Source organism: Sphingomonas japonica, assembly GCF_006346325.1.
Taxonomy (GTDB): domain Bacteria; phylum Pseudomonadota; class Alphaproteobacteria; order Sphingomonadales; family Sphingomonadaceae; genus Sphingomonas; species Sphingomonas japonica.
In genome coordinates, this window is the sequence record NZ_VDYR01000003.1 from 1 (window position 1) to 20,753 (window position 20,753).

A 20,753-nucleotide genomic window follows, 5' to 3' on the forward strand; every position below is an offset into this window, starting at 1 on the left:
TCACATTCGACAGATCAACCCCAGACCCGTCCGCCTTCACCCGAGGCTTCACATTGTAATCCAATACCCGCTTCACCGGGACCAGCAATTTCATATCCAACCTCCTGGAAGGCACTTTTCGAACATCGGGAATGGCGAATGCTTAAGCACAACGGTGCCCGAGAATCCAGAGTTGAACCCAAGGTCGGGAAATCGCTGCCGCGTTGGGAAAATGCCGGTCCGGTCGCTATATCGCCCACGTGCCTTTGTTCGCCGCCTGTTTCCCCGTCCACCGGCCCGCCGCATGAGGGCGGTCGACTGGATCGGCCGCGTTGCGCTGCTGGTGCTGAGCGGCCTCGCGACGATGGCGCTGCTGACGTCGATCGCTTCGGTGTCCGACCAAGCTTTCGAAAGCGCGATCCAGCCGCCAGGCGCAGTCGAGCGGGCGGAATATCCACCCGATACCCCCGTCGCCGAACCAAGCGAGGGGCGGCTGGTTGGCGCCGGGCCAGCCCCGGCCAGCCGGGACGACCGGCTTGCCGCCAAGCTCGACGCGCTGATCTATGCCATCCTCGCGCTTGCCGGCTTCGCAGCGGCGATCCTGCTCGTGCTGTTGCGGATGACCGTGCATCTTTCGCGGATCGCCAGCCGCTGATGCCGCATTTGCGATCGACAGGCGGATGCCATAGGAATTCCCCGTCCGGCCGGTCGAGGAATTACGGCCGGCCGAGCAATTTCGAGGAGCGATTTCGCCAGTGATCCAGCCTGCAATCCATGCCCCGAACGCTCCCGATCCGGCATGGGACTGGCGCAAGATCGCCTATCACGTCCAGCTGTCGCGCGCGCTCGACGCGATGGAGGAAGAGCGGCTCGTCCCCGAAAAGAAGGTGCTCTATCAGTTTTCGGCGCGCGGGCACGACATGGCGCAGGTCATGCTGGGGTTGCGGCTGACCGATGTCCGCGACGCCGCCTGCGGCTATTACCGGTCGCGCCCGATGCTGCTGGCGCTGGGCGTCGATGTCGCCGATGCGCTGGGGTCGTCGATGGCGCGCGCCGGGGGCTATTCGGACGGGCGCGACATCGGCGTGGTGTTCAACTATCCCAATCCGCACGGCGCGTCTGCCTTGCCGATGTGCGGCGGTGTGGGGGCGCAATATACGCCGACCGCGGGCTGGGCGCAGGCGATCGAATATCATCGTTCGGTGCTGAAGGACCCGGCGTACGACGCCGCGATCGCGGTCGTGCTGGGCGGCGAGGCGTCGGTCGCGACCAACGGCTTCTGGGCGGCGCTGACGATTGCGACGACGCAGAAGCTGCCGATGCTCTTTTTCATCGAGGACAATGGCTATGGCATCTCGGTGCCGTCGTCGTACCAGACCCCCGGCGGCGACATCGCCGCCAATCTGGCGAGCTTTGGCGGGCTGACGATCCTGACCGGAGACGGCACCGACCCTGCCGAGGCGGCGCGGCTGATCGGGCAGGCGACCGATCATGTCCGCACTCAGCGCACGCCGATGCTGTTGCGGTTGAAGGTGCCGCGGCTGCAGGGGCACAGTTTCCAGGACACCCAGGCGTACAAGTCCGACGAAACCGTCGCCGCGGAATGGGCGCGCGATCCGTTGCCACGCCTCAAGGACTATCTGGTCGGCGCGGTCCTCGAACCGGGTGAATGGGATGCGATCGAGGCCGATGCGCAGGCTGCGGCCGAAGCCGCGCGCGAAGCTGCCGAGGCACGCCCGGTCGCCGATCCCGACACGGTGACGCGGCACGTGTTCTTCGACGGCGATATGCAGGTCGAGGGCGGGCAGTGGACGCACGGCTATGCGCCGCCGGACCCGGTTGCCGAACCGGCGCCCGAGGGTCAGCGGATCAACATGGTCACCGCGATCCGCCGCACGCTCGATCAGGAACTCGAAGCGAATCCGCGCCTCGTCCTGTTCGGCGAGGATATCGGGCCGAAGGGCGGCGTCCATGCCGTGACGCTGGGCCTGCAGGAGAAATACGGCCACGACCGCGTGTTCGACACGTCGCTGTCCGAAGAAGGGATCGTCGGCCGCGCGGTGGGGATGGCGCTGGCGGGGCTGATGCCGGTTCCCGAGATCCAGTTCCGCAAATATGCCGAGCCCGCGACCGAGCAGATCAACGATTGCGGGACAATGCGCTGGCGCACCAACAACCGCTTTGCCGCGCCGATGGTGCTGCGCGTGCCCGGCGGCTTCTTCAAATGCGGCGATCCGTGGCACAGCCAGACCAACGAGGTCGCGTTCGTCCACCAGCCCGGCTGGAAAGTCGCGGTGCCGTCGAATGCCGAGGATGCGGTGGGGCTGTTGCGCGGCGCCATGCGCGGCAACGATCCGGTGATTTTTTTCGAGCACCGGGCAATGCTCGACGACGCCTGGGCGCGGCGGCCGTGGCCCGGCGACGCCTATGTGCTGGAATTCGGCAAGGGAAGGAAGCTGGCCGAGGGCGACGCGATCACGATCGTGACCTGGGGAGCGATGGCGCCGCGCTGTCAGGAGGCCGCACAGGGGGTTTCGGCTGACGTCATCGACCTGCGCACGCTGATGCCGTGGGACAGCGAAATGGTGCTCGAATCGGTCCGCCGCACGCGCCGCTGCCTGATCGTGCACGAGGATCTCAAGACTGCCGGGTTCGGGGCCGAAATCGCGGCGGTGGTGGCGGACGAGGCGTTTCTGGACCTCGACGCGCCGGTCGCGCGGCTGACGATGCCGGACATTCCCAGCCCGCATAATCCGGTGCTGCTCGACTGGGCGGTGCCGTCGGTCGCGCGCATCCGCGCCAGGATCGACGAACTGGTGGCGTTCTGATGATGGATATCGTCATGCCGGCCGAGCTTGAGGGCACCAAGGCGGTCGTGCGCAGCTGGCTCGCGCGCGTCGGCGATCGGGTGAAGGCGAACGATCCGCTGGTCGAGCTCGAAACCGACAAGGTGACCACGGAGGTCCCCGCCCCGGTAGATGGCGTCGTATCGGAAATCCTGCTCGATACCGACGCCGATGCCCGGCCGGGCGACGTGCTCGGACGGATCGATCCGCAAGCGCGCGATGCCGATGCGGAAAAACCTTCCGCAGCTGCGCCGCCGCCGCAGGTCCGCAAGCAGGTGGCCATCTCCGCCGAACGCGAGCACCGTCTGTCGCCGTCGGTCCGGCGGGCGGTGCGCGAGCGCGGACTCGACCCTGCTGCAATCGCGGGAACCGGGCGCAACGGCCGGATCACGCGCGCCGACGTCGATGCGCATGTCGAGGCGAAGCCGGGCACCAATTTAATCGTCCCGCACGATCGCATGCGCCGGATGATCGCCGACAACATGCTGGCGAGCGTCACCGCCGCGCCGCACGTCACCGCGGTGTTCGAGGCCGATTTCAGCCGCATCATCGCGCACCGCGCCGCGAACAAGGCTGCGTTTGCGGACAAGGGCATCCAGCTTACCTACACCGCCTATCTGGTTGCCGCGTCGGTGGCGGCGATGCGCGCGGTGCCGGCGATCAACAGCCGCTGGCATGCCGATCACCTCGAGCTTATCGACGCGATCAACATCGGCGTCGGCACCGCGCTTGGCAACAAGGGGCTGGTCGTTCCGGTGATCCACCGCGCGCAGGATCTGTCGCTCGAGGGGATCGCGCAGCGCTTGCAGGACATGACCGCGCGCGCTCGCTCGGGCAAGCTGGGCGCGGCGGACATGAAGGACGGCACCTTTTCGATCTCGAACCACGGCGTGTCGGGATCGCTGGTCGCGACACCGATCATCATCCAGCAGCCGCAATCGGCGATCCTGGGCGTCGGCAAGCTCGAAAAGCGCGTGGTGGTGCGCGAGGTGGACGGTATCGACACGATCCAGATCCGCCCGATGGCGTTCGTGTCGCTGACGATCGATCACCGCGTCGTCGATGGCCACCAGACCAATGGCTGGCTGACCGCGTTCGTCGATGCGCTGGAGAATTGGGAGGGGTGAGCGGCTAGGGCAATTCCACCGGGCAAAGGTGGACTATCCCCGCTCGCCGCTGAACCGCCGCATTGCCGCCAGCGTCTCGGCGCTCAGGTGATGCTCCAGCCCCTCGGCATCCATCTCCGCGACGTCTTCCGGCACGCCCAGCGACAGCAAGAATCGTACGACCACGCCGTGACGCTCCTTGGATTGCGCGGCCATCGCGGTGCCGGCATCGGTCAGGAAGATCGAGCGATAGGGCCGCATCTCGACCAGGCCGTCGCGCTTGAGCCGGGTCAACGTGTTGGCGACCGTTGCCGGGGTCACGCCCAGCCGCTCGGCAAGATCGGCAGCGCGCGCCTCGCCGGTGGCGGCGATGAGGTCGGCGATCAGCTCGACATAATCCTCCTGCGTCTCGGTGCGGTGCGCCGATCGGACGCGCGCGAACCGGCGCGCCTGTTCCAGCGCATCGGGCAACGCGGCGGTGCGATCGTCGTGCATCGCGTCCCTGTCGCACAATGTTGCAGGCACGCCAAATATTAGTGTTGGCTAATCTTGGCAGTGGACGCATATAACCGGTTCTGCCCTGCGGAGTTGCCGATGAATCCCGATCCTTCCGCTCCCACCCCTTCGGCGGCTCCGGGCGGCTGGCGCACTCAATCGGGCGACAGCCTGCCCGAGGTGTTCCGCACCATCGCGATCCCGCGCGATCCGCGATTCTGGAAGAAGCTCGGCGCGTTCTCGGGCCCCGGCTATCTGGTCGCGGTCGGCTATATGGATCCGGGCAATTGGGCCACCGATCTCGCCGGCGGATCGCAGTTCGGCTATACCCTGCTGTCGGTCATCCTGCTGTCGAACGTTATGGCGATTCTGTTGCAGGCGCTGGCGGCAAAGCTCGGCATCGTCACCGGGCGTGACCTGGCCCAGGCGTGCCGTGATCACTACAGCCGCCCGGTCGGTTTCCTGCTGTGGGTGGCGTGCGAACTCGCAATCGTCGCCTGCGATCTGGCCGAGGTGATCGGCACCGCGATCGCGCTGCAACTCCTGTTCGGACTGCCGCTTGTCTGGGGCGTGTGCCTGACTGCGCTCGACGTGCTGCTGATCCTGGTGCTGCAGGCGCGCGGGTTTCGCAAGCTCGAGGCGTTCATCATCGCGCTGCTGATCATCATCGGCGGCTGCTTCGCGATCGAGCTGGCGCTGTCGCAGCCGGCGATCGGCGAAGTGCTGCGCGGCTATGTTCCGACCAGCGAGGTCGTCACCAATCCGGCGATGCTGTATATCGCCATCGGCATCCTCGGTGCAACAGTGATGCCGCACAACCTCTATCTCCATTCCTCGATCGTCCAGACGCGCGCGTTCGACCGCGACGATGCAGGCAAGCGCGAGGCGATCAAGTTCGCGACGATCGACAGCAGCGTCGCGCTGATGCTGGCGCTGTTCATCAACTCCGCGATCCTGATCCTGGCGGCATCGACCTTTCACGTCGCGGGGCGCACCGACGTGGCCGAGATCGGCGATGCGTACGAGTTGCTCGCGCCGATGCTCGGCGCGGGCATCGCCAGCACGCTGTTCGCCGTGGCGCTGCTCGCCTCGGGCCAGAACTCGACGGTGACCGCCACGCTGGCCGGTCAGATCGTGATGGAGGGGTTCCTGCGCATCCGGCTGCCTGCATGGCAGCGTCGGTTGATCACGCGGCTGCTGGCGATCATTCCGGCCGTGACGGTGGCGGTGCTGTACGGCGAGAGCGGGACGGCGCAGTTACTGGTGTTGAGCCAGGTGGTGCTGTCGATGCAGCTGCCGTTCGCGGTGATCCCGCTGGTTGCCTTCACCAGCAGCCGCGCGAAGATGGGCAGCTTCGCCAATCCGGGCTGGCTGAAATGGGCTGCGTGGATCATCGCGGCGGTGATCGTCGGGCTCAACCTGAAGCTGCTGTCGAGTTTTTTCTGGACGGGTTGAAGCGTTTGGCACCCTAAGATCGCTCAGTTCATCCCGGCTTGCGGAATTTGAGCGTCATGCGGTCGCTCTCACCGATCGCCTGGTATTTCGCGCGGTCGGCGTCCTTCAGCCTGAGCGTGGGAGGCAGCGTCCAGACGCCCTCGCGCCAGTCGGCAGTGTCTTTGGGATTGGCGTTGACCTCGGACTGATCGACCAGTTCGAACCCGGCGGCCTTGGCAAAGGCGACGACGCTGCTGGTCTTCATATAGCCGCTCTTTTCCTCGAGCGCGGAGTCGCGATCCTCGGGCAGGCGATGTTCCACGACGCCCAGCGTGCCGCCCGGCTTAAGCATCGCGAACATCCCGTTGAACACCCCTTGCGCCTGGTCGGCGCCGCCGAATCGCCAGTTGTGGACGTTGCGGAAGGTCAGCACTACGTCGGCGGTCCCGGCCGGTACCGATGGCGCACCGGCTGCGGCGGGAAATGCAGCTACCTCGATCTTGCCATAGGTCGCGGCGTCCTTGGCCTGGAGCGCCTGCACCGCCTTGACGCCATTGGGGAATGCGGCGGCCGCGTAATAGCGGCCCCGATCCTTGAGCAGCGGCGCGAGAATCTCGGTGTACCAACCGCCGCCGGGCGAAATCTCGACCACCGTATCGGTCGGATCGACGCCGAAGAACGCCAGCGTTTCGGCGGGATGGCGATAGCGGTCCCGCGCCACGTTGGCAGGCGTGCGGGTCGGCGCGGCGACCGCGGCGGCAATCTCGCTCGACTGGGGCGCGGTGGCGGCGACGCCTGCACAGCTTGCCAATGCTACCGCGGCTATGGCGAGAAAGGACTGGCGCATGACGACTCCCAAAAGGCTGCGAATGTGCGAAAGGCTTGTCCGGTCATAGTGGACGAGCGGCGGGGCGATGCAAGAACGATATTGGATCGGAGCGGCGGCGATGGTGGCGCTGGCGTTGCTGAGCGGCGTGGCCGAGCGGCGCGTCTCCACGCGCAATGATCCCGACCGGGTCGGCTGGGTAGCGTGGCCGTTCGTCCAATTCCTGGCGATCGGTGCCGCGCTGATTCTCGCCGCGCTGGCACTCACCGAGCGGTAGGGTGGCGGACCCAGGTCAGTAGAATTCGCGCAGCGTCAGTTCGCGTTCGCCGCCGTCGCACATGCCCAGCGCAACGGTGCGTCCCGGCGATCCCGCCGACCAGCGCGTGTCGACCGCACCTTCGGCATCGGGTGGGACGGTCGCGCCATCGACGGTGCAGATCAGCTCGCCGGTCTTCCAGCCGGCGAGCGCCGCGGGCCCGCCGCGCATGACGTGCAGCACGCGCAAGCGTCCGCGGTCATGCCCGATCAGCAGCCCGCTGGTCGATCGCACCGGCATCGCGCCTGCCTGGCGACCCGCGGCGAGTATCATGTGCCCGGCGCGCGGGTCGAGCAGCACGCGATACCGCTGCAGCAGCCCCGAGCCGATCCGTCCGGCGGTGCGGGTCCGTTCGGAAAAACCGCCCGGACCTTCGATGCGCAGCTCGACATTTGGCTCGATCCGGGTGCCGAGGCCGAGCCGGGGGAGGATGGTGACGTCGGTTTCGATCGCCCCGCCGATCCCGAACGCGATCGCGCTGGTCATCCGGCTGGGACGGGCGCCCGAACGCTGCCACGCCGCGTGCGACAGCGTGATCGCCGAGCCGTCGCCGGTATCGACGATCAACGGGGCGATGCGGCGGCCGGCGATCACGACTTCGCTGATATAGACCTGGGTGGTGGCACCGATGCGCAGGGGCACGCTGGTCCCGGTGAACGGCATCCGTCCGCTGGGCAGCAACCGGAAGCGCCGCGTATCGTAATCGATATCGAGCGCGCAGCACGACAGGATGTCGCTGCCGACCAGAATATCGACCCCGGCTGCGCTGCCGGTCGCGATCGGCGCGAGATCGACGACGGCGAGCCGCCCGCCGGTGCGTTCGAGCCCGCCCAAGGTCAGTGAATTGACGGTCGCCCAGCGGATCGGCACCGCACCGCCGATCGCCGCGGCGCGCCCGGGGGCATCGGCATGGGGCAGCGCCGCGCTGCGGGCGAACTGACGCGACGCCACTGAAAAGCTGACACCGGTATCAAGGATCGCGGTCGCGGGCTTGCCGTCGACCTGCATCGCAAAGCGAATCTGGTTGCCCGGCGTCAGGTCAAATGCGATCCAGCGCGCCTCTGCATCGCGAGCGAGCGACACGCCGCGCGGATCCATCGGCGCCTGGGCGGCGGCGGGCAGCAGCATCGACAGGGCCAGCCACAGGAAACGCATACCTACGCCTAGCGCGGACTGCCCGCGCTGGCGAGCCTGCTTACAAGCAGGCTTCGAGCATCGCCTGGTCGAAGCCGAACTGCTTGGCTTTCTCCAGCGTGTAGGGACGCAGCCCCATCGAGCGATACTCGCCGACGATCTTGCCGTCGGCGCTTTCGTCCAGATATTCGAACTTGAACAGTTCCTGCGTCACGATCACCGGACCTTCCATGCCGATCACCTCGGTGATGTTGGTGACGCGGCGCGAACCGTCGCGCAGGCGCTTGACCTGGACGATCAGATCGACCGAATCGGCGATCTGACGCGAAATCGCTTCTTTCGGCACCTTGATGTCCGACATCATCACCATGTTCTCCATTCGCGCGAGGCATTCGCGCGGGGAGTTGGAGTGAAGCGTCGCCATCGATCCGTCATGGCCGGTGTTCATTGCCGCAAGCAGGTCGAAACATTCCGATCCTCGAATTTCGCCGAGGATGATGCGATCGGGGCGCATACGCAGCGCGTTCTTGACGAGATCGCGGATGGTGATTTCGCCTTGTCCCTCAAGGTTGGGCGGGCGGGTCTCGAGCGGCAGCCAGTGTGGCTGCTGCAGCCGGAGTTCGGCGGCGTCCTCGATCGTCAGCACGCGTTCGCCCGGGTCGATCATCTTCGACAAGGCGTTGAGCATCGTCGTCTTGCCCGAACCCGTGCCGCCTGAAATGACGACGTTGAAGCGACAGGCTCCGGCGATCTTGAGCGCGGTCGCCATCTTCGCACTCATCGATCCGAACCCTGCCATCATGTCGAGCGTGATCGGCTTGGCGGAAAATTTGCGGATCGAGATCGCCGTGCCTTTCAGGCTCAGCGGCGGGACGATCACGTTGACGCGGCTGCCGTCCTTGAGGCGGGCGTCGGCGAGCGGCGTGGTCTGGTCGACGCGGCGGCCGACCGAGTTGCAGATGCGCTGCGCGATCTGGAACAGATGTTCCTCGTCGCGGAACTGGATGTTGGCGAGCTCGAGCTTGCCCTTGCGCTCGACATAGGTCTGTTCGGGGCCGTTGACCATGATGTCGCTGATCGCGGGATCGGCGAGAAGCTCCTCGAGCGGACCCAGCCCCAGCAGTTCGTCGACAAGTACCTTTTCGAGCGCAAACTGCTCGCGGCGGTTGAGCGTCAGCTTCAGCTCGGCGAGCACCTCGCCGATGATCGGACGGAATTCCTCGGCCAGTTCGTCCTTGCTGAGCGTCGCCGCTGCTTCGGGATCGACGCGTTCGAGCAGGCGCGGCAGCACCTGTTCCTTGATGCGGTGGATCGAGCTTTCGAACCCTTCCATGCGACTGGCGGCGGCGTCGCCCGATGCCGCCTGACGATCGGCAAGACGCTGCATCGCATCCGGATTGACGCTGGCGTCCAACTCGCCGCCATCGCCCATGCCGGGGAGCGGGACGCTTCCGATCGGCGGGAATTGCTCGCCGCCCGGTTCGGCGTCGGGCGCGCGTCCGCCGCCCTGCATCGGCCGGGCGACCCCGAACGACGGTCGTCCGCCGCCGCCTCCTGCGCCATTGCGTCGACCAAAAGCACTCATGCACGCATCCCCAAGCTCGTCTTGGGGAGGACGCTAGCGCCGAGAGTTTGACAATATGCTAACCAAGCGCCGCCTCAGTCGGGCAGGCTGTGGCGCGCGAAGAACGCCCACATCGCCTCATTGTCGGCGACCAGCCAATTATGTTCGCCTGCGACATCGACGTGCGCGGTGACGTCGGCGCCGTCCCGGCAGCCGGTATAACCCTCGGCATAGGTGCCGGCCTCGATCCAGCGGACGAACGGCGCATCGCGGCAGCCATTGATTGCGGCCCAGCGCTGTTCGGCGGCATGCATCGAATAGCCCCAGCGCGCGCCTTCCCCGCCGGCGATCGGATTGGTGCGGTCCTGCGCGCCGGCAAAGCTCAGCACCGGAACCGCGCGGGCAGGGGTACAGCTGGCCGTATCGACGCGGGTCTGGTCTTCGCCGAGCGCGCGTCCTGCCCTAAGGCCGACCACCGGCGCGATCGCCGCGATCCGGTCCGCAGCGGCGCAGCCCAGCCACGACGCCATGCGCCCCCCGCCCGACAGCCCGGTCGCATAGACGCGGCGCGTATCGACGCACAGCTGCGCATCCAGCGTATCGATCAGTGCACGCACGAATGCGACGTCATCGGGTGCGCCGGGTCCGGGGATCGATCCCGAGACCGTCGGCACACCGGGGATGTTCCATACAAAGCCGCGATCGTGCGCGATGCCGGCGTCGGGCGCGGCGACGATGAAGCCATGCGCATCGGCGGTCGCTGCCAGCTTCGACGAGGCCAGCTGTTCGCTGCCGCGACTGCCGCTGCCGTGGAGATTGAGGACCAGCGGCAATTGCTGGGCACCATCATAGCCGCGGGGAAGATGGACCAGCACGTCGCGGCTCGATCCCGGGATGGAGACGGCAATCCGCATCGCTCCGGCCGCATGGGCGGTCCCACAACCCGATTGCGGCGCGCCGAGCGTCGCCAGCACCGAAAGCGCACTGCCGATCATGGCTTGAGCCGCTGTGCCGCCCAGGCGACGTGATCGGCCATGAAGGTGGCGATGAAGCAGTAGCTGTGGTCGTAGCCCGGCTGCATCCGCAGCGTCAGCGCGATGCCGGCATCGCGGCACGCCGCCTCGAGCAGTTCCGGGCGCAGCTGTCCGGCAAGGAACGGATCGGCATCGCCCTGATCGATCAGCAGGTCGGAAATGCGCGCGCCGTCGGCGATCATCGCGCAGGCATCGTGGCGCCGCCATGCCTCGCGATCCGGCCCGAGATACCCGCCCAGCGCCTTTTCCCCCCACGGCACCTGCGACGGTGCGGCGATCGGCGCGAATGCCGTGACCGAGCGGAACCGATCGGGGTTGCGCAGTCCGATCGTCAGTGCACCGTGCCCGCCCATCGAATGGCCGGTGATGCCCTGGCGGCCAAGGTCCGCCATCGCAAATTCGGCGGCGATCAGCGCGGGCAGCTCGTCCTCGACATAGCGGCGCATATGGAAATGCTCGGCCCAGGGGTCCTGTGTGGCGTCGACGTAGAACCCTGCGCCCTGCCCAAAATCATAGGCATCGTCGTCGGGTACGCCCGGCCCGCGCGGCGACGTATCGGGCGCGATGAAGATCACGCCGTGCTCGGCACAGGCGCTGCGATACTCGCCCTTGTCGGTGACGTTGGCATGGGTGCAGGTGAGGCCCGAGAGATACCATAGCACCGGCAGCCTGGCGCCATCCTCGTGCGGAGGAACATAGACCGAAAAGGTCATGTCGGTACCGGTCGCCGTCGAGGCGTGGCGATAGACGCCCTGCGTGCCGCCGAACGCCTTGCTGGTCGAGATCGTTTCGAGCGTCATCGGAAAACCACCGTCTTGCCGTCGTTGAGGAATACCCGCCGCTCGCCGATCGCCTCGACCGCGCGCGCCAGCACCTGCGCCTCGATGTCGCGGCCGATGCGGATCATGTCGTCGATCGAAGCGCGGTGATCGATGCGCTCGACCGCCTGTTCGATGATCGGCCCTTCGTCGAGGTCGCCCGTGACGAAATGTGCGGTCGCGCCGATCAGCTTGACGCCGCGGGCATGGGCCCGGTGATAGGGCTTGGCGCCCTTGAAGCCGGGGAGGAAGCTGTGGTGAATGTTGATGCACCGCCCTTCGAGGCGCCGGGCGAAGTCGGGTGACAATATCTGCATGTAGCGCGCGAGCACCAGATACTGGGCATCGGTCTCGGCGATCACCGCCTCGATCGCGCGCTCCTGCGCCTCGCGGTCGTCGCTGACCGGCAGATGATGGAACGGCACGCCATGCCATTCGGCAAGTGCGCGCAGGCTTTCGTGGTTCGAGACCACCGCAGCGATCTCGACCGACAGCGCGCGGGTCTGGCGGCGGTGGAGCAGGTCGTTGAGGCAGTGCGATCCCTTCGACACCGCCACCACCACGCGCGGTCGTACCGACGCCTCGGTCAGGCTCCAGTCGAGCTGGAGCAGGGTCGCCACCCCTTCGAACGCGGCGATCAGCGCCGGCGTGTCGGGTGGGAAGCGCCGCCCCCCGCTCTTGAATACCACGCGCATGAAGAACCGCCCGGTTTCAAGATCGGCATATTGCTGGCTATCGAGGATGAAGCCGTCCCGGCTGGCGAGGAAGCCCGCGATCGCGCCGACGATGCCGACGCGATCGTCGCAGGTCAGCGTCAGGATCCAGCTCGGCTCGCTCATGCGGCGGGGCGGTGCATGGCGCAGATCTTGTTGCCCGCGGGATCACGCAGATAGGCAAGATAGAGCTTGCCGAACGCGTTCGATCGCCAGCCCGGCGCATCCTCGATCGCGGTGCCGCCGTGCGCGAGGCCCGCGCCGTGCCATGCATCGGCCAGCTCGGGCGATGCGGCCGCAAACCCGACGGTGCCGCCATTGGCGTGGCAGGCAGGCTCGCCATTGATCGGCTTGCTGAGCAGGAACAGCCCCGTCGGGTGGAGGTAGATCACGCGTCCCTTGTCGTCGGTACGGCCGGGCTTGATGCCCAGTGCGCCCAAGGCAGCATCATAGAACGCCTTGGACTCGTCGATATCGTCGGTTCCGAGCATGACGTGGCTGAACATGGTCTCTCCTGTCAGATGATGGTCAGTAGACGACGACGCTGCGGATACTTTCGCCAGCATGCATCAGGTCGAAACCCTTGTTGATCTCGTCGAGGGTCAAAACGTGCGTGATCATCGGATCGATCGCGATCTTGCCGTCCATGTACCAGTCGACGATCTTGGGCACGTCGGTACGCCCGCGCGCGCCGCCGAACGCGGTGCCGCGCCAGTTGCGGCCGGTAACGAGCTGGAACGGGCGGGTCGCGATCTCCTTGCCCGCCTCGGCGACGCCGATGATGATCGACGTGCCCCAGCCGCGATGGCAGGCTTCGAGCGCCTGGCGCATGACGTCGGTGTTGCCGGTGCAATCGAAGGTGTAGTCCGCGCCGCCGTCGGTCAGCGCGACGAGATGCTGGACGATATCTCCCGACACGTCCCTGGGATTGACGAAGTGCGTCATCCCGAACTGGCGGCCCCACTCCTCGCGGTCGGGATTGATGTCGACGCCGACGATCATCCCCGCGCCGGCCAGCCGCGCGCCTTGCAGCACGTTGAGGCCGATTCCGCCCAGCCCGAACACGATCACCGTGTCGCCCACCTGCACCTTGGCGGTGTTGACCACCGCCCCGACCCCGGTGGTGACGCCGCAGCCGATATAGCAGCTGGTCTGGAACGGCGCGTCGTCGCGGATCTTCGCGACTGCGATCTCCGGCAGCACGGTGAAGTTCGAAAAGGTCGAACATCCCATATAGTGAAAGATCGGCTGGCCCTTGTAACTGAACCGGCTGGTGCCGTCGGGCATCACTCCCTTGCCCTGGGTAGCGCGGATCGCGGTGCACAAATTGGTCTTGCCCGACAAACACGACTTACATTGGCGGCATTCGGGGGTGTAGAGCGGGATGACGTGGTCGCCCGGCACGACGCTGGTTACGCCGGCACCGACCTCGCGGACGATGCCCGCGCCCTCATGCCCCAGCACGCTCGGGAACAGCCCTTCGCTGTCGAGCCCGTCCAGCGTGTAGGCGTCGGTATGGCAGATGCCGGTCGCCATGATCTCGACCAGCACTTCGCCTGCCTTGGGGCCGTCGAGATCGAGTTCGACGATCTCGAGCGGCTGCTTGGCGGCGAACGCTACGGCGGCGCGGGTCTTCATCGGGCAGTATCTCCTAGAGCGGGCGCGTCGTTGCGCGGATCATCAGGTCGGGGGAAAAGCGCGTGGAGAGCGGCCCCGAGCCGTCGTCGCCGTCGATCGCGCGGGTGACGAGCTGGATTGCGCGTGCGCCAAGATCGGCGATGTTGACGCGCAGGGTGGTGAGTGCGGGATTGAGGTAGCGCGCGGCGGGGATGTCGTCGAACCCGGCGAGCGACAATTCGCCTGGCACCGATATCCCCCCTTCGCGCAGCGCGAGCATGCATCCGATCGCCATCATGTCGTTGGCGGCGAACACCGCGTCGGGCAGGTCGCCTGCCATCAGGCGGTGCGCGGCCTTGACGCCGCCTTCCTCCAGGAAGTCGCCCTCGATGACGCTCGCCTGATCCGACAGGCCGGCCTCGGCCATCGCCGCGAGGAAGCCGGCCGTACGTTCGTCGGCATCGATATTGCCCCTAGGCCCGCTCACATGCACGATCCGGCGGCAGCCGGTCGCGATCAGGTGGCGGGTCATTGCGCGCGCGCCGGTTTCGTTCTCGATCAGCAGCGCGGGGAACCGCTCGCGCGGATCGCTGCAATTGAGCATCACTGCGGGAACATTGCTTTGCAGGTGCCCGGCCAGCTCCTGCGGATCGCCATGCGGCGCCATCACCACCATGCCATCGACGCGGCCGCGCATCATGCGCAGCGCTTTGGTCGTCTCTTCCGAACCCATATGCATATTGGCGAGGAGGAGCTGATACCCGCGCGAGACCGCCTCGCCGTCCATCCCGCGGACGATTTCCGAAAAGAACTCGCCGTGGAGCGCCGGAAGCACCACGCCGATGATGTGCGCGCGCGACAGCGACAGGCTGCGGGCACCGGCGTGCGGAACATAAGCGAGCCGCTCGGCAACCTCGAGGATGCGCGCACGGGTCTCGGAATGGACCGATTTGTGACCGTTGAGCGCGCGCGACGCCGATGCCACCGACACCGCGGCTTCGCGAGCGACGTCCCGGATCGTCACATTAGCCATGATGGAGGGCCATGATGGGTCGATGCTCCTTGGCGGGAAGGGTGCCGGGATAGGCTGCCACGCGTTACATGGCATGTTTTATCGTTTTCGAAAGACCGTGGAACCGGTTACGGGCTTGATGATAGTGATTGGTCGGCCGATTCGACGCCGACGGCAAGGGCGGCAGGATGCGTGAGGCGTCCGCCACAGGTTCAGGAGAGACGCATGCTCGACACCCCGATCTCGCGGCGCAGCGCGATGCTCGCGACCGGAGCGACGCTTGCCTGGGCGGCCAGCCCGGCGCGTGCGCTGCTGTTGCAAGCGGATTCCGCGGCAACCCCGGCGTTCATCGATGGGCTAATCGCGCAGATGACGGTCGAGGAGAAGGCCGGGCAGCTGACGCTGATGGCCGCCGCCTGGGCGGCGAGCGCGGCGACCGCGCTCAATCCGCCGCAGGGAAATAATTTCGACGACCAGCTCGCCGCGGCGCGCAGCGGGCGGCTGACCGGCGTGTTCAACGGCAACGGGGCCGAGATGGCGCGGCGGATGCAGACCGAGGCGCTCAAGTCGCGGCTCAAGATTCCGCTGATCTTCGCTGCCGACATCATCCACGGCCACCGCACGGTGTTCCCGATGCCGATCGCGGAAGCGGCGTCGTTCGAGCCCGAGCTTGCGCGGCGCACCGCGCGCGCCGCGGCGGTCGAGGCGTCGGCGGCGGGGATCGACTGGACCTTCGCGCCGATGGTCGACATCGCGCGCGACCAGCGCTGGGGCCGCGGTGTCGAGGGATCGGGCGAGGACGTACTGCTCGGCAACCTGTTCGCCGCCGCCCGCGTGCGCGGATTCCAGGGCGACGATCTGACCGCGAACGACGCGATGCTCGCCTGCGCCAAGCATTTCGCAGCCTATGGCGCGGCGATGGGCGGGCTCGACTACAACACGGTCGACGTCTCCGAACGCACGCTGCGCGAAATCTATTTCCCGCCGTTCGAAGCGGCGATCCAGGCGGGCGTGCGCAGCTTCATGGCGTCGTTCAACGAACTGTCGGGTGTGCCCGCCACCGCAAATCGGTGGCTGCTCGACACGGTGCTGCACGACGAGTGGAAGTTCGACGGCATGGTCGTGTCCGACTACACCGCCGATTTCGAGCTGATCGACCACGGCTTTGCCATCGATGCGCGCGAGGCGACCAAGCTGGCGTTCAATGCGGGCGTCGACATGAGCATGCAGTCGGGGTTCTATATCGACCATCTGCCCGGACTGGTGGCGGCGGGCGAAGTGACTGCCGAGCGCCTCGACGAAGCGGTGCGCCGGGTGCTCAAGGCCAAGGCGGTGGCGGGCCTGTTCGACGATCCGTTTCGCCGCATCGACCCGGCCCGCGAAAAGGCGCGCAGCCGCACGCCGCAGGCGCTCAAGCTCGCTCGCGAGGCAGGCGCCAAGTCGATCGTGCTGCTTAAGAACGAGGGCGACGTGCTGCCGCTCAGGAAATCGGGCCAGCGCATCGCATTGATCGGCCCGTTCGCGCAGGGCAAGCACGACCTGATCGGGCCGTGGAACGTCTATGGCACCGATGAACAGGCGGTCGATCTCGCCACCGGGATGCGCAGCGCGCTGCGTGACGACGCGCTGCTCAGCGTGACGGACGGCTGCGCGGTGGAAGCGGCGATCCCCGGCGGGATCGATGCCGCGGTCGCCGCCGCCAGCGCCGCAGACGTGATCGTCCTGGCGATCGGCGAGCCGCAGGGTTATTCGGGTGAGGCACAATCGCGCGTCGACCTGATCGTGCCCGAAGCGCAGCAGGCGCTGGCCGAGGCGGTGGCGGCGACCGGCAAGCCGATGGTGGTGCTGCTCAAGAACGGCCGCGCGCTGGAATTGTCCGGCGCGGTCCTGAACGCCCAGGCGATCGCGGTGACATGGTTCCTTGGCAGCGAGAGCGGCCCGGCGACGGCGGACATGCTGTTCGGCGATGTCGCCCCTTCGGCGCGGCTGCCGATCAGCTTCCCGCTCGACGACGGGCAGCAGCCCTATTTCTATGCGCACAAGCCGACCGGGCGCCCCGCACCGGACGACAAGCCGGTCGAATACAAGGCGCGCTATCGCACTGCGCCGAATCAGGCGCGCTTCGCGTTCGGGCATGGCCTCACCTATGGGCGGATCGCCTATGGCGCGCCCGACAATGGCGGCGGCCGGATGGCGTGGGACGGCACGATCACGCTGTCGGCCGACGTGACCAATTCGGGGACGCGCGCCGCCGAGGAAGTCGTCCAGCTCTACACCCGCGACCTGGCGGCGAGCATCACCCGGCCGGTCCGCGAGCTCAAGGCGTTCCGCAAGATCAGGCTGGCGCCGGGCAAGACGCAGCGCGTTACCTTCACGCTACGCCGGGCGGACCTGGAGTTTATCGGGCTCGACATGGCGCGGACGGTGGAGCCGGGCGCATTCGAGTTCTGGATCGCTCCGTCCGCGCAGGACGGTGCGGCGGGGACGTTCGAATTGGTTCGGTGAGGTTCGCGGGCCGGTTCTCAGTCCCGGCCCAATTCCTCGACGATGCGGGCATGCACGCCGCGCTTCAGCGGATTTTGCGCCATTGCCAGCGCCGACAGCGCCAGTCCGGCGATCGGGATGGCGAGCATGATCCAGCGCATGCCGTCGATCGTATCCGCCGCCTGCACCATGTTCGCATGATAGCCGATCGCATCGTAGAGCAGCCCGAACAATGCTGCCGATGCGCCGATCGCGATCTTCTGGAGCAGCGCCGCCAGCCCGAACATCGTCGCTTCGCGGCGTTCGCCCGTCGCCGCCTCGCCAAATTCGACGGTGTTGGGCAGCATTGCCCAGAAGGCGTAGTGGAAGCCGACGATGGCGGACTGCATCGCGATCAGGAATGCCAGCATTGCCGGAGCCGAGCGAAGGTTCGCGATCGCGAACACCAGCAGCGCCGCGATCGACAGCCCACTGGCGGCGAACCAGATGCGGCGCGGGTCGGCGCGCTTGCCGGCCAGCATCCATAGCGGGATCGCCACTCCGCCGGCGATGCTCATCGCCGCCAGCCCGACATGCGCGGCATCGCCGTCGCCGATCACATATTTATAGTAATAAAGGATCGATTTGCTGAGCACGGTGGTGGCGACGATCATCGACAGCATCGCGATCATCAGCGTCACGAAGGCCCGGTTGCGCGCGAAGCCGGCCGCCCCGATCAACGCCTTGGGCGGAGTGATGGCCGGGCCGACGCGCTCGCGAGCCTTGAGCCCCAGCGGCAGCAGGATCAGGCAGGCGAGCCCGGCGAACAGCGCCGCCACCCCCGCGAAGCCGCCAATGCCGCCGCCCATGCGCTGCGCCAGCGGCTGAGTGACGAGCGCGACCAGAACGCCGGCGAGCGTTCCGAACAACATGCGCGCGCCGGCGATTTCGGCGCGGTCGTCGGCCCGGGTCGCGATGCGCGCCGTCATCGCTGAGTAGGGGACGTTGGTGGCGGCATAGAAGCTGCGGAACAGCATGTGCACGGCGACGATCGCAAGCGCCGACCACGCCGTGCCGCCCCACGGCAAAGCATAGACCAGCACGAACGCGAGGCCGAGCGGTACCGCACCCGCGATTAGGAAGATGCGATAGCCGCCGCGCCCGCCCTTGCGCCGGTCGGCGAAAATGCCGATGCCGAGATCGACGCAGCCGTCCCAGATCAGCCCGACCGCATAGACCCCCGCGGCCCATGCGACCGGCAGGCCGACCACATCGGTGTAGAAATACAGCAGGTAGAGCGAAACGCTCTGCCAATAGAGATTGAACGCGAAATCGCCTCCGGCGAACGCCCATTTCTCGATCCGCCCGGGACGGGATTCGTGCGAAGCCGTGGCCATCGTCGCGGCGCTAGCGCATTTTGCCGCGATAGTGAAAGCTGCCAGCCGTGGATTGACAGCGGCCCTGTCCGCGCGCCAGCTTGAGATACTGTAACAAGGGGGCAATCTCGATGATCCGCACGCTTCTCGCCGCATTGCTCGCAACCGCGGTTCCCGCGGCAGCCGTAGCGCAGACCTATTCGCAGTTGAGCGACACGGCCGCGCAGCGCGAGTTGGCGAAGCAGGCCGACAGCCAGATCGCGGTGATGGTGCCGATGCGCGACGGCGTCGGGCTGGCCACCAATATCTATCGGCCCAAGGGCGCCAATGGGCCGCTGCCGACCATATTGTGGAAAACGCCGTACAACGAGCTGGCGAACAACGCATCGACGGCGCGGCGCGCGCTGGAAGCAGTCAGCCGCGGCTACGTCTATATCGTCCAGAACGAGCGCGGGCGGTATTTTTCCGAAGGAGAGTATGAGATCCTCGGAAAGCCGCAGACCGACGGCTATGATGCGCTGAGCTGGATCGCGCAGCAGCCCTGGTCGAACGGCAAGGTCGGGACGCTTGGCTGTTCGTCGTCGGCGGAATGGCAGCTGGCACTGGCAGGGCAGAACCATCCCGCGCACGCCGCGATGGTACCCATGGCGTCGGGAGCGGGGATCGGCGATGTCGGGCGTTTCCACGAGGCCGGCAACTGGTACACCGGCGGCGTTCCGCGCACCTTGTTCCATATCTGGCTGTACGGCGTCGACAATCCGCTGCGCGCGCAACTGCCCAAGGGGCTCGATGCGGCGACGCGGGCGCGGCTGGTCCAGTATAATGATCTCGATGCCAAGAAGCCGGAGGTCAACTGGGCCCGGCAGATCGAACATCTGCCTTATGATGACTTGCTGAGGGATCTTGGCGAGCCGCCTGCCACGTTCGAGCGGTTCGTCGGCCGCACCCCTGCCGATCCGGCATGGAAGCAGGGCGGACTCTATCATCAGGAGATGGGCTGGGGCGTTCCGGCCTTGTGGGTCAACAGCTGGTACGACGTGTCAATCGGGCCGAACCTCGAATTGTTCAACCATGCCCGCACGGCGGGGACCGACAAGGAAGCGAGCGCCAACCAATATGCGATCGTCGCTCCCAACACGCATTGCGCCTTTGCCGGGCTGGGGCCGAATTTCGTGTCGGGCGACCGCGATCTGGGCGACGCGTCGTTCGATGTCGATGCGCAGGTGTGGAGCTGGTTCGACCGGTGGCTCAAGGGCAACCGGCGCGCCTTTCCAGATACCACGCCGCATGTCCGCTATTTCGAAATGGGCAGCAATCAATGGGAAAGCGCCGCGCAATGGCCGCCGCGCGCTGCCGAGCCGGTGCGGATGTACCTGCGGTCGGGCGGCGACGCCAACAGCGTCTATGGGGACGGCAGCCTGTCGCGGCAGGCTCCCCCCGCTGGGGAAGCGCCCGACCGCTATCGCTACGATCCGATGAATCCGGTGCAGACCATCGGCGGCGCGGATTGTTGCAATGGCGGCCTCATCAACCCCGGCGCGTATGATCAGCGCGCGATCGAGGCGCGCCAGGACGTGCTGGTCTATTCCACCGAGCCGCTGGCCGCGCCGATCACCGTCACCGGTTTCGTGACGCCGGTGCTCAAGGTGTCGTCCGACGCGAAGGATACGGATTTCGCGGTCAAGCTGGTCGATGTCGCACCCGACGGGACTGCCTATATCCTGGGCGACACGATCCTGCGTGCGCGGTATCGTGACGGTTTCGCCGATCCGCAGATGATGGCCCCCGGGCAGATCTATACGCTGACGCCGACGCCGATCACCACCAGCAACACCTTTCAGAAGGGGCATCGCATCCGGGTCGAGGTGACGTCGTCCAATTTCCCCAAGTTCGTACGCAACCTCAATACCGGCGGGCCGAACGAGAGCGAGAGCATCGGCGTGATCGCCAATAACGTCGTCCATCACGCAGGCGACGCCGCATCCTATATCGAGCTGCCGGTGGTGGAGTAAGGCGGGAC

At 66.7% G+C, this 20,753-nt stretch carries 18 protein-coding genes and 1 pseudogene; 7 read left to right on the plus strand and 12 right to left on the minus strand.

Translation table 11 applies throughout. The features are described 5' to 3' along the window. Positions 1-94 (minus strand): annotated as a pseudogene (locus FHY50_RS14300) (electron transfer flavoprotein subunit beta/FixA family protein); the annotation flags it as partial. A 189-nt stretch (positions 95-283) separates the two neighbouring features. Between FHY50_RS14300 and FHY50_RS13540 the strand changes: the two are divergent. The 3 genes from FHY50_RS13540 (at position 284) to FHY50_RS13550 (ending at position 3,952) form a co-directional block, all read left to right on the plus strand. Then, positions 284-634, plus strand: a complete 351-nt coding sequence (locus tag FHY50_RS13540; protein ID WP_140231474.1) for a hypothetical protein — start codon at positions 284-286, stop codon at positions 632-634. 100 nt (positions 635-734) lie between these two features. Further along, entirely contained in the window at positions 735-2,807 is a 2,073-nt protein-coding gene (locus tag FHY50_RS13545) for a transketolase C-terminal domain-containing protein (protein ID WP_244935379.1), read from the plus strand. Then, positions 2,807-3,952, plus strand: a complete 1,146-nt coding sequence (locus tag FHY50_RS13550; protein WP_140231475.1) for a dihydrolipoamide acetyltransferase family protein — start codon at positions 2,807-2,809, stop codon at positions 3,950-3,952. The genes FHY50_RS13545 and FHY50_RS13550 overlap by 1 nt, the downstream gene beginning before the upstream one ends. Positions 3,953-3,985: 33 nt before the next feature. Here the strand turns inward: FHY50_RS13550 and mntR are convergent, their stop codons facing one another. Then, complete coding sequence (gene mntR, locus FHY50_RS13555) at positions 3,986-4,426, minus strand: manganese-binding transcriptional regulator MntR (RefSeq protein WP_140231476.1); 441 nt, start codon at positions 4,424-4,426, stop codon at positions 3,986-3,988. 99 nt (positions 4,427-4,525) lie between these two features. Here mntR and FHY50_RS13560 point away from each other — a divergent pair, with 99 nt between their 5' ends. Beyond that, the gene (locus FHY50_RS13560; protein ID WP_140231477.1) at positions 4,526-5,881 is read left to right on the plus strand and encodes an Nramp family divalent metal transporter; all 1,356 of its coding nucleotides are present in this window, start codon (positions 4,526-4,528) and stop codon (positions 5,879-5,881) included. A gap of 28 nt (positions 5,882-5,909) precedes the next feature. Here the strand turns inward: FHY50_RS13560 and FHY50_RS13565 are convergent, their stop codons facing one another. Beyond that, positions 5,910-6,707, minus strand: a complete 798-nt coding sequence (locus FHY50_RS13565) for a class I SAM-dependent methyltransferase (RefSeq protein WP_140231478.1) — start codon at positions 6,705-6,707, stop codon at positions 5,910-5,912. Between the two features lie 67 nt (positions 6,708-6,774). On the opposite strand from FHY50_RS13565, the gene FHY50_RS13570 reads away from it, so the two are divergent. Beyond that, positions 6,775-6,963 (plus strand): hypothetical protein, encoded by a 189-nt coding sequence (locus FHY50_RS13570; RefSeq protein WP_140231479.1) that lies wholly within the window; start codon positions 6,775-6,777, stop codon positions 6,961-6,963. A gap of 15 nt (positions 6,964-6,978) precedes the next feature. Here FHY50_RS13570 and FHY50_RS13575 read toward each other — a convergent pair whose 3' ends face one another. From FHY50_RS13575 to FHY50_RS13610, 8 genes are all read right to left on the minus strand, one after another. Continuing rightward, a complete protein-coding gene (locus tag FHY50_RS13575; RefSeq protein ID WP_140231480.1) occupies positions 6,979-8,157 on the minus strand; it encodes an aspartyl protease family protein in 1,179 nt (392 codons plus the stop codon). Between the two features lie 40 nt (positions 8,158-8,197). Further along, positions 8,198-9,721 carry a TadA family conjugal transfer-associated ATPase gene (locus FHY50_RS13580; protein ID WP_140231481.1) on the minus strand — a complete coding sequence of 508 codons (1,524 nt, stop codon included), beginning with the start codon at positions 9,719-9,721 and terminating at the stop codon, positions 8,198-8,200. A 74-nt stretch (positions 9,722-9,795) separates the two neighbouring features. Beyond that, positions 9,796-10,695: a CE1 family esterase gene (locus tag FHY50_RS13585; RefSeq protein ID WP_208402852.1), complete on the minus strand. Its 900-nt coding sequence runs from the start codon at positions 10,693-10,695 to the stop codon at positions 9,796-9,798. Continuing rightward, positions 10,692-11,534 carry an S-formylglutathione hydrolase gene (gene fghA / locus FHY50_RS13590; protein WP_140231482.1) on the minus strand — a complete coding sequence of 281 codons (843 nt, stop codon included), beginning with the start codon at positions 11,532-11,534 and terminating at the stop codon, positions 10,692-10,694. The genes FHY50_RS13585 and fghA overlap by 4 nt, the downstream gene beginning before the upstream one ends. After that, positions 11,531-12,391, minus strand: a complete 861-nt coding sequence (purU, locus tag FHY50_RS13595; RefSeq protein ID WP_140231483.1) for a formyltetrahydrofolate deformylase — start codon at positions 12,389-12,391, stop codon at positions 11,531-11,533. The genes fghA and purU overlap by 4 nt, the downstream gene beginning before the upstream one ends. Further along, positions 12,388-12,771 (minus strand): VOC family protein, encoded by a 384-nt coding sequence (locus FHY50_RS13600; protein ID WP_140231484.1) that lies wholly within the window; start codon positions 12,769-12,771, stop codon positions 12,388-12,390. The genes purU and FHY50_RS13600 overlap by 4 nt, the downstream gene beginning before the upstream one ends. Positions 12,772-12,793: 22 nt before the next feature. Continuing rightward, on the minus strand, positions 12,794-13,903 hold the full coding sequence (locus tag FHY50_RS13605; protein WP_140231485.1) for an S-(hydroxymethyl)glutathione dehydrogenase/class III alcohol dehydrogenase: 1,110 nt from the start codon (positions 13,901-13,903) through the stop codon (positions 12,794-12,796). Positions 13,904-13,916: 13 nt separating this feature from the next. Continuing rightward, the gene (locus tag FHY50_RS13610) at positions 13,917-14,915 is read right to left on the minus strand and encodes a LacI family DNA-binding transcriptional regulator (protein ID WP_140231486.1); all 999 of its coding nucleotides are present in this window, start codon (positions 14,913-14,915) and stop codon (positions 13,917-13,919) included. 204 nt (positions 14,916-15,119) lie between these two features. On the opposite strand from FHY50_RS13610, the gene FHY50_RS13615 reads away from it, so the two are divergent. Then, complete coding sequence (locus FHY50_RS13615) at positions 15,120-17,399, plus strand: glycoside hydrolase family 3 N-terminal domain-containing protein (protein WP_140231487.1); 2,280 nt, start codon at positions 15,120-15,122, stop codon at positions 17,397-17,399. Positions 17,400-17,416: 17 nt separating this feature from the next. Here the strand turns inward: FHY50_RS13615 and FHY50_RS13620 are convergent, their stop codons facing one another. Beyond that, positions 17,417-18,754, minus strand: a complete 1,338-nt coding sequence (locus FHY50_RS13620; protein ID WP_166745454.1) for an MFS transporter — start codon at positions 18,752-18,754, stop codon at positions 17,417-17,419. A 110-nt stretch (positions 18,755-18,864) separates the two neighbouring features. On the opposite strand from FHY50_RS13620, the gene FHY50_RS13625 reads away from it, so the two are divergent. After that, a complete protein-coding gene (locus tag FHY50_RS13625; protein ID WP_140231489.1) occupies positions 18,865-20,745 on the plus strand; it encodes a CocE/NonD family hydrolase in 1,881 nt (626 codons plus the stop codon). Positions 20,746-20,753: the final 8 nt, after the last annotated feature.

Coding starts and splice junctions, on each gene's coding strand:
- FHY50_RS13540 (WP_140231474.1), top strand. CDS start 284: ATGAGGGCGGTCGACTGGATCGGCCGCGTTGCGCTGCTGGTGCTGAGC.
- FHY50_RS13550 (WP_140231475.1), top strand. CDS start 2,807: ATGATGGATATCGTCATGCCGGCCGAGCTTGAGGGCACCAAGGCGGTC.
- mntR (WP_140231476.1), bottom strand. CDS start 4,426: ATGCACGACGATCGCACCGCCGCGTTGCCCGATGCGCTGGAACAGGCG.
- FHY50_RS13560 (WP_140231477.1), top strand. CDS start 4,526: ATGAATCCCGATCCTTCCGCTCCCACCCCTTCGGCGGCTCCGGGCGGC.
- FHY50_RS13565 (WP_140231478.1), bottom strand. CDS start 6,707: ATGCGCCAGTCCTTTCTCGCCATAGCCGCGGTAGCATTGGCAAGCTGT.
- FHY50_RS13570 (WP_140231479.1), top strand. CDS start 6,775: ATGCAAGAACGATATTGGATCGGAGCGGCGGCGATGGTGGCGCTGGCG.
- FHY50_RS13575 (WP_140231480.1), bottom strand. CDS start 8,157: ATGCGTTTCCTGTGGCTGGCCCTGTCGATGCTGCTGCCCGCCGCCGCC.
- FHY50_RS13580 (WP_140231481.1), bottom strand. CDS start 9,721: ATGAGTGCTTTTGGTCGACGCAATGGCGCAGGAGGCGGCGGCGGACGA.
- FHY50_RS13585 (WP_208402852.1), bottom strand. CDS start 10,695: ATGATCGGCAGTGCGCTTTCGGTGCTGGCGACGCTCGGCGCGCCGCAA.
- fghA (WP_140231482.1), bottom strand. CDS start 11,534: ATGACGCTCGAAACGATCTCGACCAGCAAGGCGTTCGGCGGCACGCAG.
- purU (WP_140231483.1), bottom strand. CDS start 12,391: ATGAGCGAGCCGAGCTGGATCCTGACGCTGACCTGCGACGATCGCGTC.
- FHY50_RS13600 (WP_140231484.1), bottom strand. CDS start 12,771: ATGTTCAGCCACGTCATGCTCGGAACCGACGATATCGACGAGTCCAAG.
- FHY50_RS13605 (WP_140231485.1), bottom strand. CDS start 13,903: ATGAAGACCCGCGCCGCCGTAGCGTTCGCCGCCAAGCAGCCGCTCGAG.
- FHY50_RS13610 (WP_140231486.1), bottom strand. CDS start 14,915: ATGGCTAATGTGACGATCCGGGACGTCGCTCGCGAAGCCGCGGTGTCG.
- FHY50_RS13615 (WP_140231487.1), top strand. CDS start 15,120: ATGCTCGACACCCCGATCTCGCGGCGCAGCGCGATGCTCGCGACCGGA.
- FHY50_RS13620 (WP_166745454.1), bottom strand. CDS start 18,754: ATGGCCACGGCTTCGCACGAATCCCGTCCCGGGCGGATCGAGAAATGG.
- FHY50_RS13625 (WP_140231489.1), top strand. CDS start 18,865: ATGATCCGCACGCTTCTCGCCGCATTGCTCGCAACCGCGGTTCCCGCG.